This window comes from Thermus sp. (assembly GCF_056332225.1).
Genome location: NZ_JBWGQW010000042.1, coordinates 1 through 13,111 on the forward strand (window position 1 = coordinate 1; position 13,111 = coordinate 13,111).

The 13,111-nt window shown below is 68.6% G+C and carries 15 protein-coding genes and 1 pseudogene; 8 read left to right on the top strand and 8 right to left on the bottom strand.

Annotation, left to right across the window (positions count from 1 at the left end):
- The 4 genes from guaA to AC01Y6_RS07900 form a co-directional block, all read left to right on the top strand.
- A partial coding sequence (gene guaA / locus AC01Y6_RS07885; RefSeq protein ID WP_476671012.1) for a glutamine-hydrolyzing GMP synthase occupies window positions 1-1,143 on the top strand: 1,143 nt, incomplete at its 5' end.
- Window positions 1,143-1,709, top strand: a complete 567-nt coding sequence (locus tag AC01Y6_RS07890) for a Uma2 family endonuclease (protein ID WP_428720628.1) — start codon at window positions 1,143-1,145, stop codon at window positions 1,707-1,709. The genes guaA and AC01Y6_RS07890, both read left to right, overlap by 1 nt.
- 23 nt (window positions 1,710-1,732) lie before the next feature.
- A complete protein-coding gene (locus AC01Y6_RS07895) occupies window positions 1,733-2,020 on the top strand; it encodes a glutamine synthetase/cystathionine beta-lyase binding protein (RefSeq protein WP_428715139.1) in 288 nt (95 codons plus the stop codon).
- The gene (locus AC01Y6_RS07900) at window positions 2,020-2,397 is read left to right on the top strand and encodes a VOC family protein (RefSeq protein WP_347241638.1); all 378 of its coding nucleotides are present in this window, start codon (window positions 2,020-2,022) and stop codon (window positions 2,395-2,397) included. The genes AC01Y6_RS07895 and AC01Y6_RS07900 overlap by 1 nt, the downstream gene beginning before the upstream one ends.
- Window positions 2,398-2,406: 9 nt before the next feature.
- Here the strand turns inward: AC01Y6_RS07900 and AC01Y6_RS07905 are convergent, their stop codons facing one another.
- A complete protein-coding gene (locus tag AC01Y6_RS07905; RefSeq protein WP_428715137.1) occupies window positions 2,407-3,114 on the bottom strand; it encodes a hypothetical protein in 708 nt (235 codons plus the stop codon).
- A gap of 9 nt (window positions 3,115-3,123) precedes the next feature.
- Entirely contained in the window at window positions 3,124-5,202 is a 2,079-nt protein-coding gene (locus AC01Y6_RS07910) for an ATP-dependent helicase (RefSeq protein ID WP_476671014.1), read from the bottom strand.
- Between the two features lie 34 nt (window positions 5,203-5,236).
- Here AC01Y6_RS07910 and AC01Y6_RS07915 point away from each other — a divergent pair, with 34 nt between their 5' ends.
- Window positions 5,237-6,133 (top strand): phosphohexomutase domain-containing protein, encoded by an 897-nt coding sequence (locus AC01Y6_RS07915; protein WP_428721450.1) that lies wholly within the window; start codon window positions 5,237-5,239, stop codon window positions 6,131-6,133.
- On the top strand, window positions 6,130-7,083 hold the full coding sequence (locus AC01Y6_RS07920) for an MBL fold metallo-hydrolase (RefSeq protein WP_428715134.1): 954 nt from the start codon (window positions 6,130-6,132) through the stop codon (window positions 7,081-7,083). Before AC01Y6_RS07915 ends, AC01Y6_RS07920 begins: the two co-directional genes overlap by 4 nt.
- Before the next feature lie 36 nt (window positions 7,084-7,119).
- Here AC01Y6_RS07920 and AC01Y6_RS07925 read toward each other — a convergent pair whose 3' ends face one another.
- The 4 genes from AC01Y6_RS07925 to AC01Y6_RS07940 are packed head-to-tail and all read right to left on the bottom strand — an operon-like array spanning window position 7,120 to window position 10,225.
- Window positions 7,120-7,995, bottom strand: a complete 876-nt coding sequence (locus tag AC01Y6_RS07925; RefSeq protein WP_476671015.1) for a phosphohydrolase — start codon at window positions 7,993-7,995, stop codon at window positions 7,120-7,122.
- A gap of 59 nt (window positions 7,996-8,054) precedes the next feature.
- Window positions 8,055-8,870: an enoyl-CoA hydratase/isomerase family protein gene (locus tag AC01Y6_RS07930; RefSeq protein ID WP_476671017.1), complete on the bottom strand. Its 816-nt coding sequence runs from the start codon at window positions 8,868-8,870 to the stop codon at window positions 8,055-8,057.
- A 3-nt stretch (window positions 8,871-8,873) separates the two neighbouring features.
- The gene (locus AC01Y6_RS07935) at window positions 8,874-9,581 is read right to left on the bottom strand and encodes a phosphorylase family protein (RefSeq protein WP_347241645.1); all 708 of its coding nucleotides are present in this window, start codon (window positions 9,579-9,581) and stop codon (window positions 8,874-8,876) included.
- A 5-nt stretch (window positions 9,582-9,586) separates the two neighbouring features.
- Window positions 9,587-10,225: an ABC transporter ATP-binding protein gene (locus AC01Y6_RS07940; protein WP_347241646.1), complete on the bottom strand. Its 639-nt coding sequence runs from the start codon at window positions 10,223-10,225 to the stop codon at window positions 9,587-9,589.
- A 48-nt stretch (window positions 10,226-10,273) separates the two neighbouring features.
- Here AC01Y6_RS07940 and AC01Y6_RS07945 point away from each other — a divergent pair, with 48 nt between their 5' ends.
- Together AC01Y6_RS07945 and AC01Y6_RS07950 are read left to right on the top strand one after the other, a co-directional pair.
- Complete coding sequence (locus tag AC01Y6_RS07945) at window positions 10,274-10,924, top strand: Crp/Fnr family transcriptional regulator (protein WP_347241647.1); 651 nt, start codon at window positions 10,274-10,276, stop codon at window positions 10,922-10,924.
- A gap of 9 nt (window positions 10,925-10,933) precedes the next feature.
- The gene (locus AC01Y6_RS07950) at window positions 10,934-11,662 is read left to right on the top strand and encodes a 2-phosphosulfolactate phosphatase (RefSeq protein WP_428715130.1); all 729 of its coding nucleotides are present in this window, start codon (window positions 10,934-10,936) and stop codon (window positions 11,660-11,662) included.
- Between the two features lie 48 nt (window positions 11,663-11,710).
- Here AC01Y6_RS07950 and AC01Y6_RS07955 read toward each other — a convergent pair.
- Window positions 11,711-12,330 (bottom strand): annotated as a pseudogene (locus AC01Y6_RS07955) (IS701 family transposase); the annotation flags it as partial.
- 315 nt (window positions 12,331-12,645) lie between these two features.
- Window positions 12,646-12,966 (bottom strand): CZB domain-containing protein, encoded by a 321-nt coding sequence (locus AC01Y6_RS07960; protein ID WP_476671019.1) that lies wholly within the window; start codon window positions 12,964-12,966, stop codon window positions 12,646-12,648.
- Window positions 12,967-13,111: the final 145 nt, after the last annotated feature.

The window sequence follows — 13,111 nt, forward strand, 5'->3', positions numbered from 1 at the left end:
ATGAGCCATCAGGACGCCGTGACCGCCCCGCCCCCGGGCTGGCGGGCGGTGGCGGAAACGGAGGAGAACCCCGTGGCCGCCATGGAGTCCCCGGATGGCCGGGCCTTCGGGGTCCAGTTCCACCCCGAAGTGGCCCACACCCCCAAGGGGATGCAGATCCTGGAGAACTTCCTGGAGCTTGCCGGGGCCAAGCGGGACTGGACGCCGGAGCACGTCCTGGAAGGGCTCCTCCAGGAGGTGCGGGAGCGGGTGGGGAAGGACCGGGTCCTCCTCGCCGTCTCCGGGGGGGTGGACTCCTCCACCCTGGCCCTCCTCCTCGCCAAGGCGGGGGTGGACCACCTGGCGGTCTTCGTGGACCACGGGCTTCTGCGCCTGGGGGAGAGGGAGGAGGTGGAGGGGGCCTTGAGGGCCCTTAGGGTGAACCTCCTGGTGGTGGACGCCAAAGAGCGCTTCCTGAAGGCCCTAAAGGGCGTGGAAGACCCGGAGGAAAAGCGCAAGGTCATCGGGCGGGAGTTCGTGGCGGTCTTCTCCCAGGTGGCCCGGGAGAAGGGCCCCTTCCGCTTCCTCGCCCAGGGCACCCTCTACCCGGACGTGATTGAGTCCGCCGGGGGGCACGGGGCGGCCAAGATCAAGAGCCACCACAACGTGGGCGGCCTCCCCCAGGACCTGGAGTTTGAGCTCCTAGAGCCCTTCCGCCTCCTCTTCAAGGACGAGGTGCGGGAGCTCGCCCTCCTCCTCGGGCTTCCCGACACCCTCCGCCTGCGCCACCCCTTCCCCGGGCCCGGCCTCGCGGTGCGCGTTTTGGGGGAGGTGACGGAGGAGCGCCTGGAAATCCTCAGGCGGGCGGACGACCTCTTCATCAGCCTCCTTAAGGAGTGGGGCCTCTACGAGAAGGTGGCCCAGGCCCTGGCCGTCCTCACGCCCTTAAGGAGCGTGGGGGTGGCGGGGGACGAGCGGAAGTACGGCTACGTCCTCGCCCTCAGGGCCGTGACCACCGAGGACTTCATGACCGCCGACTGGGCGAGGCTTCCCCTGGACTTCTTGGACGAGGCGGCCCGGCGGATCACCCGCAGGGTCCCGGAGATCGGACGGGTGGTCTACGACCTCACCTCCAAGCCCCCGGCCACCATAGAGTGGGAGTGATGGGCGAACCTGCGAGGCTTAAGCGGCTTTCCCCGGAGGGGTACCTGAAGGAGGAGGCCACCTCCCCCGTGAAGCGGGAGCTGGTGGAAGGGGTTCCCTACGCCATGGCCGGGGCGGGCCGGGCCCACAACCTCATCGTGGGCAACCTCCACTACCTCCTCTACCCCCTGGCCCGCAGGAAGGGGTGCCGCCTCTACGTGGCGGACATGAAGCTAAGGGTCGGGGAGGCCACCTTCTACTACCCGGACCTGATGGCGGTCTGCGCCCCGCCCCCGAAAGACCCCTTCTACGAGGAGGCGCCCTGCCTGGTGGTAGAGGTCCTCTCCCGGACCACGGAGGGGGTGGACCGCAGGGAGAAGCTCTGGCGCTACCTCTCCCTCCCCTCCCTCCAGGCCTGCCTCCTGGTGAGCGCTCGGGAGAGGCGGGTGGAGCTCTACTGGAAGGAAGAAGGCGACCTGCTCCACCAGGTGGCGACCGAAGGCGAGGTACCCCTTCCCTGCCTGGAAGGGAGTCTGCCCGTGGAGGAGGTCTACGCCGGGGTGGTCCTCGAGGGCGAGGAGGGGTAGACTTAAGGCGAAAGGAGGTAAGGATGCCCACCTTTATCGTCCTCAGCACCCTCACGGACGACGGCGCCGAGACCCTGGTGAAAAACCCGGAGCGCATCAAGGAGGTGAACGGGGAGCTGGAGCGGGACTTCGGGGTCAAGGTGGTGGCCCAGTACGCCGTGCTCGGCCCCTACGACTTCGTGAACATCGTGGAGGCGGAAGACGGCGCCAGCGTGGCCCGGGCCATGCTCCACCTGGCCTCCCGGGGGAGCGTGAAGACGGTGACCCTCGAGGCCATCCCCGTGGCCGACCTCATCGCCCGGCTCAAGTAGTGGAGGTTCTGGAGACTTCCGTCTACGCCGAGGACCTGGAGAAGGCCCGGGCCTTCTACGAGGGGGTCTTGGGCCTCCCCTGCTTCCAGTTCAAGCCGCCCCGGCACGCCTTCTTCCGCGCCGGGCGGGGCGTCTTCCTGGTCTTCAACCCCAAGGAAACCGCCAAGGAGGCAACCCTGCCGCCCCACGGGGCCAAAGGAAGCGTCCACGTGGCCTTCCGGGTGGAGGAAGGGGAGCTTCCCGAGTGGGAAAAGCGCCTGAAGGCGGCGGGCTTCCCGGTGTGGTGGGCCGAGTGGCCCAGGGGAAAAAGCCTCTACACCCAAGACCCCGCCGGGAACCTGGTGGAGCTCGCCCCGGCGGAGATCTGGGGAAGCTGAGGCCAAGGCTCAAAACCCCAGGGCCTCGAGGAGGACCCGCACGCGGAAGCCCAAAAGCTCCTCGGGACCATACGCCTGGTGCGCCCGCTCGGCCACGCCCCGCTCCAGGGGGGCAAGGGCGAGGACGGCGTGGAATGGCTGGATCCAGTCCAATGGAAACCCGCCCCCGGCGTAGAGGAGGAGGTCGGCCCTAAGGGCCAAGGCGGCGCCCTCTTCCCGCCGCAAGGCCACGTGCCCCCTGGCCCTTTGGGGCAGGCGGGCCAGGAAGCCGTCCCCCTCGGCGAAGCTGGGCGCCACCACCGAGACCTGGCCCAAGGCCCTTAGAAAAGGGGCCAGGGAAGGGCGCAAGGGGCCAAGCCAAAGGGCCCTGGCCCCGGGAAAGTGGGCGGAGAGGAGGCGCTCCAGGGCCAGCCCCTCGGTGTAGTGGCCGTAAAGCCCGGAGAGGGCGGGCACCACCAGGTCCACCAGGCCGCCCGCCTCCGCCTCGGCCTCGAGGCGGACCCCCTCGGGCGGGGGCAGGGCTTCCTCCAGGGCCATCCCGGCGAAGTCCAGGGGGGCCAGGCAGGAAAGCGCCCCGAAGGGGTCCCCCTCCACGGGGTAGGGAAAGAGCGGCAGGCGCAGGGCGGCCACCTGGGCCAAGAGGTGGTGGAAGAAGGGGGAGGACCCCCTGTGGGCCACCGCCAGGGGCCTGGCCTTGGAGTAAAGGGGCCAGACCACGGGTCCCTCCTAGGCCGGGCGCAGGTCGGCGTACTTGAGGGAGAGGCGCTTCAGGCCCACCCCCTCAAAGTGCACCGTCACCTCGTCCCCCGCCGCCGCCACCACCGTCCCCGGGCCGAAGCGGGGATGGACCACCCTCTCCCCTCCCCTAAAGGCCCCCGGCAGGGCCCGGTGGGGGGGCGGGGTGGGCCTTTGGCGGTAGGGGTCGTAGAGCTCGTAGAGACCTTCCTCCACCTCCTCCAGGAAGCGGCTCGGCCGGGTGGCCTCGAGGCGGCCGTAGACCTCCCGCTCTTCGGCGTAGGAAAGGTAAAGCCTTTCCTGGGCCCGGGTTACCCCCACGTAGAAGAGGCGGCGCTCCTCCTCCAGGCCCTCGAGGGTGCTTAGGGAGTTGCGGTGGGGAAGAAGCCCCTCCTCCACCCCCACCAGGAAGACCACGGGGAACTCCAGCCCCTTGGCGTTGTGCAGGGTCATGAGGGCCACCTTCCCCTGGGCCTCCCCCGGCTCCTCGGCCCGGGCGGTGAGGGCCACCTTGTCCAGGAAGTCCTGGAGGTCCTCGGCCTCGCGGGCGGCCCTGAGGAGCTCCTCCACGTTCTCCAGGCGGTCCTCGGCGTCTTCGGGGTAGGCCTCCTTGAGGTAGGCGGGGTACTCGGTGGCCAAGAGGAGGTGGCGGAAAAAGGCCTCCGCCGAGCCCAGAGCCAGGTCCTGAAGCTCTTCCAAGAGGGCGAGGAAGTGCCGGACGGGCTCGGGCCGGGGAAGGAGGGAGGCCCCCTCCCGCAAGGCATCCAAGAGGGGCAGGCCCCTCTCTCGGGCGAAGGCCTCCACCTTGGCCACCGTGGCCGGGCCGATGCCCCGGGGAGGCGTGTTCAGGACCCGCTTGAGGCTCACGGCGTCCAGGGGGTTCAGGCTCAGGCGGGCGTAGGCCAGGAGGTCCTTCACCTCGGCCCTTTCAAAGAACCCTACCCCCCCCACCACCCGGGCCGGGATCCCCCGCCCTGCCAGGGCCTGCTCCAACAGGCGGCTTTGGGCGTTGGTGCGGTAGAGCACCGCCACCCGGTCAAAAGGAGGGCCCAGGCGGGCGATCTCCTCGGCCACGAAGCGGGCCTCGTCGCGGGCGCTTTCCGCCCGGTAAAGCCGCACGGGTTCGCCCCCCCGCTTCACCGGGCGCAGGGTCTTCTCCAGGCGAAGGGCGTTCTTGGCGATAACGGCGTTGGCGAAGCGCAAAATGGCCTCGGTGGAGCGGTAGTTCTCCTCCAGGCGGTAGACCTTGGCCGAGGGGTAGTCCCGGGTGAAGTCCAGGATGTTCTTGATATCCGCCGCCCTAAAGGAGTAGATGCCCTGATCCGGGTCCCCCACGGCCATGAGGTTGGCCTCCTCCCCGGCAAGAAGCCGGGTGAAGCGGTACTGCACGGGGCTCGTGTCCTGGTACTCGTCCACGTGGATGAAGCGGGCCCGCTTCCTTACCCGCTTCAGGACCTCGGGGTCCCCCTCCAGAAGCCTCAAGGCGTAAAGGAGAATGTCTCCGAAGTCCAAGGCCCCCTGGGCCCTTAAGGCTTCTTGGTAGCGGAGGAGCACGTCCAAAAGCCTTCCCCGGGAAAGGCCGGCGTAGAACTCGGGAAGCTCCTCGAGGAGGCTCTCCGGGGCTACCCCCCGGTTCTTGGCCCGGTCCAGGAGGCCCTTGATGGGCCCGGGCTTGGCGGCGAGGCCCAGCTCCTTGAGCACCTCCTTGAGGAGGGCGCTCTGGTCGTCCTCGTCGTAGACCACGAAGCCCGGAGGGAGCCCGGCCCGCTCCCCGTAGGCCCGGAGGATGCGCAAAGCGGCGGCGTGGAAGGTGGAGACCCAGACCTCCCCCGCCCCCCGCACCATGGCCTTGAGCCGCTCCCGCATCTCCTCGGCGGCCTTGTTGGTGAAGGTCACCGCCAGGATCTCCGAGGGGAAGACCCCCCGCCGGGCGACCAGGTAGGCCACCCGGTGGACCACGGTGCGGGTCTTGCCGCTGCCCGCCCCCGCCACCACCAGAGCGGGCCCCTCAAAGTGGAGAACCGCCTGGCGCTGGGCCTCGTTCAGGGAGGAAAGGAGGGCCTCGTCCACGGGGGTGAGTGTACCACGGGGTAGACTCTAAGGCATGGAGCTCTACCCCACCCGAGAAGGCTTTCTGGGTGAGCTGGCCAAGGGCATAACCTTTAGGGAAGTTGCCCGGATCGCGGCGGGCTTTGGCCAAAGGCTCCTAAAGGAGGGCAAAGACCAGGTGGTGGTGGGCCACGACGCCCGCTTCCTGGCCCGGGAGATGGCCGAGGAGGCCGCGGGGGTGCTCTCGGGGATGGGCCTAAAGACCCACCTCCTCCAGGGGCCCGCGCCCTTTCCCCTCTTTGGCTACGCCCTCCACGCCCGGGAAGCCGCCGGCCTCTACCTCACGGCGGGCCGCAAGCCCCCCCGCTTCCAAGGGGTCAAGCTCCGCCTGGAGGCGGGAAAGCCTCTTCCTGGCGAAGACCTCGCCCTGCCCGAGGCCCCTCCCGAGGCCCGGGGAGGCTATATCCCCCTGGACCTCAGGAAGGCGTACCTGGATCTTCTCCTGCGAAGCGCCGAGGGAGTACCCAAGGAGCGCCCGGGGGTGGTCTACCTGGACGCCATGGGGGGAGCTGGCGGGGGGCTTTTGGGGCAGGCCTTCAAGGCCCTGGGGCTGAAGGCCGAGCTCCGGGAACTCCACAGCCTCCCCCACCCTCTCTTCTACGGGGTGGACCCCGACCCCAGGCCGGAAAACCTGAAAACCCTCCTCGCCCTCCTCAAGGCAGCGGAACCCCCGGCCCTGGGCTTCGCCCTGGACGGGGACGCCGACCGGCTCGCCGTCTACCGGGTGGGGGGGGAGGCCGTGGGCGAGGAGGAGGTCCTAAAGGCGCTCCGGGAGGCCCTGGGGGGCCTCGAGGTCCAAGGGGACGGGGAGGGGGGCTTCCTCTTCCCCTGGCACCTCCCGGAGAAGGACCCCTACCTGGCGGCCCTCCTCCTCCTCAAGGTCCTCCTATGAGGGAGCTCCTTCCTGGCCTCTACCTCCTGCCCGTCCCCATCCCCTACCCCCTGAAGACGGTGAACCTCTACCTCCTGAAGGGGAAGGAAGAGGTCATCCTGGTGGACAGCGCCCTGGCCACCCGCACCGCCCGGGGCACCCTGGAGCTCTACCTGGCTGAGCTTGGGCTTTGCTTCACCGACGTGAACGCCGTTCTCCTCACCCACCACCACCCGGACCACTACGGCCTGGGAGGCCTTTTTGAGGGGCTCGGGGCCAGGGTTTACCTCCACGAGGAGGAACTCTCCCGGGGGCACCGCTTCTGGCGGGAACCCGAGGCCTTTGAGGCGGCCTCCTGGCGGCTCTTCCTGGACCACGGCACCCCGGAGGAGGCCCTTTTGGGGATCCGGGAAACCATGGCCAAGACCCGGGAGCGGGTCCACCCGCCGCGAAACCCCCTCCCCCTAAAAGACGGGGAGGTCCTGGAGCTTTCGGGAAAGCGCCTTCGGGTCCTCTGGACCCCGGGGCACGCCGACGGGCACGCGGCCTTTTTCCTGGAGGAGGAGGGGGTGCTCCTCGCGGGGGACGCCCTCCTGGAGCGGGTTTCCCCCAACGTGGGCCTGTGGGCCTACACCCGGGCAAACCCCCTGAAGGACTTCTTCTACTCCCTAAGGCGCCTGGCGGAGCTTCCGGCCCAGGTGGCCTACGCCGGCCACTTCGGCCCCATCCCCCAGGTAAAAAGGCGGGCGGAGGAGCTTCAAGCCCACCACGAGGCGCGCCTTCAGGCCCTCCAGAGCCTCCTGGACCATCCCCAGGACGCCTGGTCCCTTTCCCTCAAGCTCTTCCCCCAGGAGCTGGACCCGGCGGGCCGCCGCTTCGCCTTCGCCGAGACCCTGGCCCACCTGGAGTACCTCCGGGCCGAGGGCCGGGTGGGGCGGGAGGGCCCCCCCTACCGCTACTTCCGCGCCTAGGCGTCGGGAAGAAGGGAGGCTCCCGCCCAAAGAGCCTCAGTCCAGGACGAAGCGGTCCTCGGTCTCGTGCAGGCGCACGCGGTGGACGATGCGCTGGTCCTGGCCGCTTTGGCCATCCGTCATGGCCACCACGGTCACGTAGGGGCGCAAGGGGCTCCTAAGCACCTTCTTGGTGAGGGTCTCCTCCACCTGGAAGATCCCGGCGGAGTTGTTCATGAGGACCTGGATCTCCACCGGCACCTTCTCCCCCTTGAGGATGCGCACCTCGTCCACCGCCAGGGCGCTGATGGAGTGGATGTCAATGCTCCCAAGCTGGAAGGCCTTCCGGCCCCGGCCCTTGGTGATGTCGGTGCCGTCGGCCACGGCGGTGATCCCCGCCTCTATGGTCAGGGGCTCCGGGGAGAGGTCGTGGCTGTAGATGCCGTGGAGCATGAGGGCCCGGAGGGCGGTGCGCTGCTCAGGGTCGGGGTAGATCCTCTCCAGGATGCGGTTCAGGATGGGGAGGGCCAGGGTCACCCCGAAGGCCTCGTGGTGCTCCCGGTGGACCTGGTTGCCCAGGTCGTGGAGCATGGTGGAGAGGAGGACCACCACGTAGGCGTCCTCCAGCTCCCCCGCCCCCGACTCCACCGTGTCCAGCCGCACCCCGGCCTCGGCCAAAAGGCCCAGGATGGCCACCCCTGCCGCCCCCGTGAGGAGGGCGTGGACCCGGCCGTGGTCGTTGTAGCCCAGCTTGCGCATGGTGAGGTAGTTGGCCATGTTCCACCCGGCGCGGGCCTCGGGGTCTTGGATGAGGAGCTCGTAGGCCCTGAGGGCCTTGGGGAAGGCCTTGAGCCGCTCCCTTATGGCCTGGTCGGCCTCGGCGTAGAGCTTGGCCTTGGGGCTCGCTACGTGGACGATGCGCTCCTCGGTCATGGGCACCCCTAAGCCTACCTCGCCCCGCGGGGGTGGAGGGGGAGCTCGGCCACGGGGGGCTACTCCCCCTTGAAGTTAGGGGCGCGCTTCTCCAGGAAGGCCCGCACCCCCTCCTTCATGTCCTCGGTGGCCGCGGCGTAGCCGAAGAGGTCGGCCTCTATTTCCAGGGCCTCGGCCAGGTCCAGGCCCTCGCCCCGCACCACGCTCTCCTTGGCCAGGGCCAGGGCGACGGGGGCGTTTTTCAGGATCTTCTGGGCGAGCTTCTTGGCCTCCTCCAGGGCGTCCTCCGCCACCCGGTTCACGAGCCCAAGGAAGAGGGCCTCCTCCGCGTCCACGTGCCGCCCGGTGAAGATGAGGTCCAGGGCCCGCCCTCGGCCGATGAGGCGGGGCAGGCGCTGGGTGCCGCCGAAGCCGGGAATGAGGCCCAAGCCCACCTCGGGGAGGCCAAGCCTAGCGGTCTTGGCGGCCACCCTGAGGTCGCAGGCCAGGGCGAGCTCCAGGCCCCCGCCCAGGGCGTAGCCGTTGATGGCGGCGATGGTGGGGACGGGGAGGGCGGCGATTTCGGCGAAGACCCGCTGGCCGAAGAGGGCGTACTCCCGGCCCATAAAGGGGTCCTTGATGGCCGCGATCTCCTTCAGGTCCGCCCCCGCGGCGAAGGCCTTCCCCTCCCCGGTGAAGATGACCGCCCGGACCTCGGGGTCCTGCTGGACCAGCTCGGGGACCTCGGCGAGCTCCTCCAGGAGGCTCTGGGAGAGGGCGTTTAGGGCCTCGGGCCGCTTCAGGGTCACCAGGGCGATGCCCTCCTCCACCTCGTAGCTGAGGTGCTCAAACTCCGGGATCTCCAGGACGAACTCGTGTTCGTGCTCGTGCTCCATGGCTCAAACCTCCAGGATGGCCTCGAGGGCCACCTCCACCATACGCCGAACGCCCTCTTGGAGGACCTCTTTAGGGGCGAGCTCCGGGTCGCCGATGCGGTTGGAAACGGTCAGGATGGCCCCCGTCCGCACCCCCCGCATCCTTCCGAGGAGGAAAAGGGCGCTGGCCTCCATCTCAAAGGCGAGGACGCCGTAGCGGGCCCAGGCCTGGGCCTCCTCGGGGGTGGTGGCGTAGAAGGCGTCCTCGCTGGCAATAAGCCCCACCCGGTGGGGGTAGCCCAAGGCCTCCGCCTTGGCCCAGAGGGCCCGGAAGACCTCGGGGTCGGGCACCGGGGCGTAGGGGCGTCCCTCCAGGTACTGCCGGGTGGTGCCGTCCAAGGGAACGGCCCCCTGGGCCACGAGGAGCTCCCCCAGGGCGAGGTCCGAGGAGGCGGCCCCCGCCGTCCCCACCCGGACCAAGACCCGGGCGCCGAGCCGGACCAGCTCCTCCACCACGATGGCCGCCGAGGGGGTGCCCATCCCCGTGGTCTGGACGGAGACGGGCACGCCCTGGTAAAGGCCCGTGTACCCCCAAAGCCCCCGGTGGTCGTTGTACCGCCTCGGGTTTTGCAAAAAGGTCTTGGCGATCCACTCCGCCCGGCCCGGATCCCCCGGGAGCAGGACGCGCTCCGCCACGTCCCCGGGATGGGCGCGCACGTGGATGGGGCTCATACCGCCTAAGGATACACCAGGCGCAGGGCCGGGAAGCCCTCCACCAGGGCCTCGTCGTGGGTGGCCAGGACCAGGGCCGCCCCCACCTCCGAGGCGAGCCCCCGCATGAGCCCAAGGACCTCCCGGGCCTGGCGGCGGTCCAGGCTCGCCGTGGGCTCGTCGGCGAGGAGGAGCCTCGGCCTCAGGTAAAGGGCCCGGGCCACGGCCACCCGCTGCCTCTCCCCCCCGGAAAGCCTTTGGGGAAGGAAGTGGGCCCGCTCCTCGAGGCCAAGCCTAGCCAAAAGGGAAAGGGCCCAGGCCCTGTCCACGCGGCCCGCGAGATACCCAGGGGCCAGGACGTTCTCCAGGGCCGTGAGCTCGGGGAAGAGGAAGTGGTGCTGGAAAACGAGCCCCAAGAACCTTAGCCGCCTGGAAGCCAGACGGGCCTCGGGAAGGCCCCGGATGGCCTCGCCTTCCCAGAAGACCTCCCCTTCCTGCAGGGGAAGAAGCCCGGCCAGGAGGTGAAGCAGGGTGGTCTTGCCGCTCCCCGAGGGCCCGAGCACGGCCAGGGCTTCCCCCCTAGCCAAGGCGAAGGACACCCCCCGGAAGAGGAGCCCATTCCCATAAGCAAAGCCTAACCCCCGCACCTCCAGCACCGGGCGCACCTTCTCATCCTCTAGGCAAAGGATGAAGCTTCGGTTAGAGTAGGGCCGATGACCTTAAGCCCCCTTTTCCAGGACCTCGGCCCAGAGGAGGTGGCTCTGGCCCTGAGCTACTTCCTCCGCCTGGCCTACCCCAAGGGGAAGGTCCTCTTCCACCAGGGGGACCTGGGCCAGAGCCTGTACCTGGTGGAAAGGGGAAGGGTGCGGCTCTACCGCATCCACCTGGGCGGGCAGGAGAAGACCCTGGGCGTGGTGGGGCCGGGAGGGGTCTTCGGGGAAATGAGCCTCCTGGACGGGGGCGAGCGGAGCGCCAGCGCCGTGGTGGAGGAGGAGGCCTCCCTTCTCGTCCTCTACAGGGAGGCCTACCTCGGCCTCCTCCGCCGCCTTCCCCTCTTCGCCCACAACCTGGCCCGCCTCCTGGCCCACCGCCTCAGGGAAGCGGACCTGGAGCTGGACCTCTTGGCCTTTGAGGATGCGGAAAGCCGCGTGGCTTACGCCCTCTTAAAGCTCCTGCGCCAGGGGTACGGCCCGGAGCTCCGCCTGCGCCACCAGGACCTGGCGCACCTGGCGGGAGCCAGCCGGGAGACGGTCACCCGGGTCCTGCACGCCCTCCGGGACCAAGGGGTGGTGCGCCTGGCCCCCGGAGTGGTGGAGGTGGTAAGCCCAGGGCTTTTGGAAGAGCTGGCCTTTGGCCTGGTGTAAGGAGGAAGCATGCGCTTACGGGTGGACCCTTTGCCCACGGAAGAGCTGGTGTACCCCGATGTGGTCCTGGTGGTGGACGTGATCCGCTCCACCACCACGGCGGTGGCCCTCCTGGAAGCGGGAGCCGAGGCCCTTTACTGGGTGGCGGACCTCGAGGCCGCCCGGGCCTTCAAGGACGCCGACGTCCTCCTGGCGGGGGAGGCGGGGGGGCTCAAGCCCCCCGGCTTTGACCTGGGGAACTCCCCCAGGGAGGCCCTAGAGGCCCCGGTGGGGGGGAGGATCGTGGTCATGAGCACCACCAACGGCACCAGGGCCGCCCACGCCGCCGCCAAGACCGCCAAGCACGTCCTCCTGGCCTCCCTCTACAACGCCCACGCCGCCGCCCGCAAGGCCTTAGAGCTCGCCACGGAGGAGGTGGCCATCCTCTGCGCCGGGAAGGAAGGGCGGGCGGGCCTGGACGACCTCTACACCGCCGGGGTCTTAGCGGAGTACCTGGGGCTTCTTAGGGAGGTGGAGCCCGAGGACGGGGCCCGCATCGCCCTCGCCCTCAAGCGGGCCTACCCGGATCCCCTGGAGGCCCTCGGCCTCTCCGCCGCCGCCCAGGCCCTCAAGGGGGTGGGCCTCGAGGCCGACGTCCCCTTCTGCGCCCAGGTGGCCAAAAGCCCCTTGATCCCCCTCCTCTCGGGGCGCGTGGGGGAGGCCCTCATCTTCAAGGGAAGCCTCCCGGGCCAGAGCTAGAGGCTGTCGTAAAAGAGTGGTATCCTTAAGGGGTGACTCTTACTGGACTTACGCGGCCTCCACCTGCACCGGTAACAGAGGGCTCAAATCCAGGCTCAGCTTACCCGCGATGAGTCTCCGTCGGCATTGGTAGAAGCTCAACTTCAGCCGCTCCCGCTGACACTCAATGAGCCCATAGGCCACCAACCCCAAGGCCAGATGGGCCAACAACTTGGCCCTACGCCAGTGCCGATGCCCACTCCACCCCAGCTCCTGCTGAAGCCCCCGGAAAATCTCCTCAATCGCTTGCCTCAACCGGTAAACCTCCCGCATCCCCGAGTTCCACCACCCCTCCCGATTCGTCCCGTAAAACTTCCCCCCGCGCTTCAGCACCCCCACGGCAAAGGTCAGGCCCCGCAGCCTCCCCGCCTTCACCCAACGGGTACCCCCATGCCTCCTGAGCTGGACACCGTCCAGCACACGGTTAGACCTGAGCCTCGTGACAAAGTCACGCCGTAGGCGTAGCTTGTGGCCAGCCGTGGGCCCGTGTCCCGCATCTTCTTCAGGCCCAGCTTGCCCGAGCGGTAGCGCCCGATGAGGACGTCGTCCAGGATGAGGTAGCCCCCTTCCAGGCCGCCGAGGTCTCGGCAGAGCTTTAGGGAGAGCTCAAAGAAGAAGGCCAGGGGTTGGGGCTAAAGCTCCAAGATACGGGCTTCGCCCGTGACCTAGAGCGCGCAGAACGGGCTGTGGTATCCGCAAGGTGTTCCCCATGGGGGAAGCAGCTTCATTGGGCCTCCCTAGTCACCGGCTGCTTTCCCGTAGGGAAACATCTTGAGGCCCATTTTATCGGGGATCTTCAACACCGCGTAAGTCCAGTGGGAAGTCGTGGACGATGGGGAGGCCGTCCTGGGAGGCCAGCATGACGCCTTGGATTTCTGGCACGGCGGTTCGGAGGTTGCGGACGAGGGTGAGGAGTTCTTCTTGCCTTATAGTTTCACCTCGCTTTAGTCCAGGGAGAGGAGGATGTGTTCTATTTTGCCGAAGAGGCGGTAGGCCTGGTTGAGGAGGTTTTGGGCGGTGGTTGTGTCGCCTTCTAGCATGCGTTTGACGGCTTCTTCGGTGACCTGGTGGAAGGTTTCGTGGAGGGTGGCGAGTTCTTGGAGTTCGGGTTTATGGGGGTAGCGTTCTTGGGCTTCGCCGGCGAGCCAGCGTCCGAGGGAGCAGTCGGTAGGGGGTGTGAGGGGTGGGGGAGGCCCCCCCTCCTCCAGGTAGCGCGCCACCCTCTCTAGGTACTGCATGTGGCCGAGAATCGCGGTTTCCAGCACGCTCCCATCACCTCCTATCCAGGCTATTCTAACCCAAGTTGCTACCTATCCCTGGGCCTGAAAAAATGGTGGCCGCTATGCTTTCGCGCGTCATAGCGGCCTAGAACGTACGCCCTTCGGGCGTGACCTGCATTATAGACGACGC

Coding starts and splice junctions, on each gene's coding strand:
- AC01Y6_RS07915 (WP_428721450.1), top strand. CDS start 5,237: ATGGAGCTCTACCCCACCCGAGAAGGCTTTCTGGGTGAGCTGGCCAAG.
- AC01Y6_RS07950 (WP_428715130.1), top strand. CDS start 10,934: ATGCGCTTACGGGTGGACCCTTTGCCCACGGAAGAGCTGGTGTACCCC.
- AC01Y6_RS07920 (WP_428715134.1), top strand. CDS start 6,130: ATGAGGGAGCTCCTTCCTGGCCTCTACCTCCTGCCCGTCCCCATCCCC.
- AC01Y6_RS07945 (WP_347241647.1), top strand. CDS start 10,274: ATGACCTTAAGCCCCCTTTTCCAGGACCTCGGCCCAGAGGAGGTGGCT.
- AC01Y6_RS07935 (WP_347241645.1), bottom strand. CDS start 9,581: ATGAGCCCCATCCACGTGCGCGCCCATCCCGGGGACGTGGCGGAGCGC.
- AC01Y6_RS07895 (WP_428715139.1), top strand. CDS start 1,733: ATGCCCACCTTTATCGTCCTCAGCACCCTCACGGACGACGGCGCCGAG.
- AC01Y6_RS07890 (WP_428720628.1), top strand. CDS start 1,143: ATGGGCGAACCTGCGAGGCTTAAGCGGCTTTCCCCGGAGGGGTACCTG.
- AC01Y6_RS07930 (WP_476671017.1), bottom strand. CDS start 8,870: ATGGAGCACGAGCACGAACACGAGTTCGTCCTGGAGATCCCGGAGTTT.
- AC01Y6_RS07925 (WP_476671015.1), bottom strand. CDS start 7,995: ATGACCGAGGAGCGCATCGTCCACGTAGCGAGCCCCAAGGCCAAGCTC.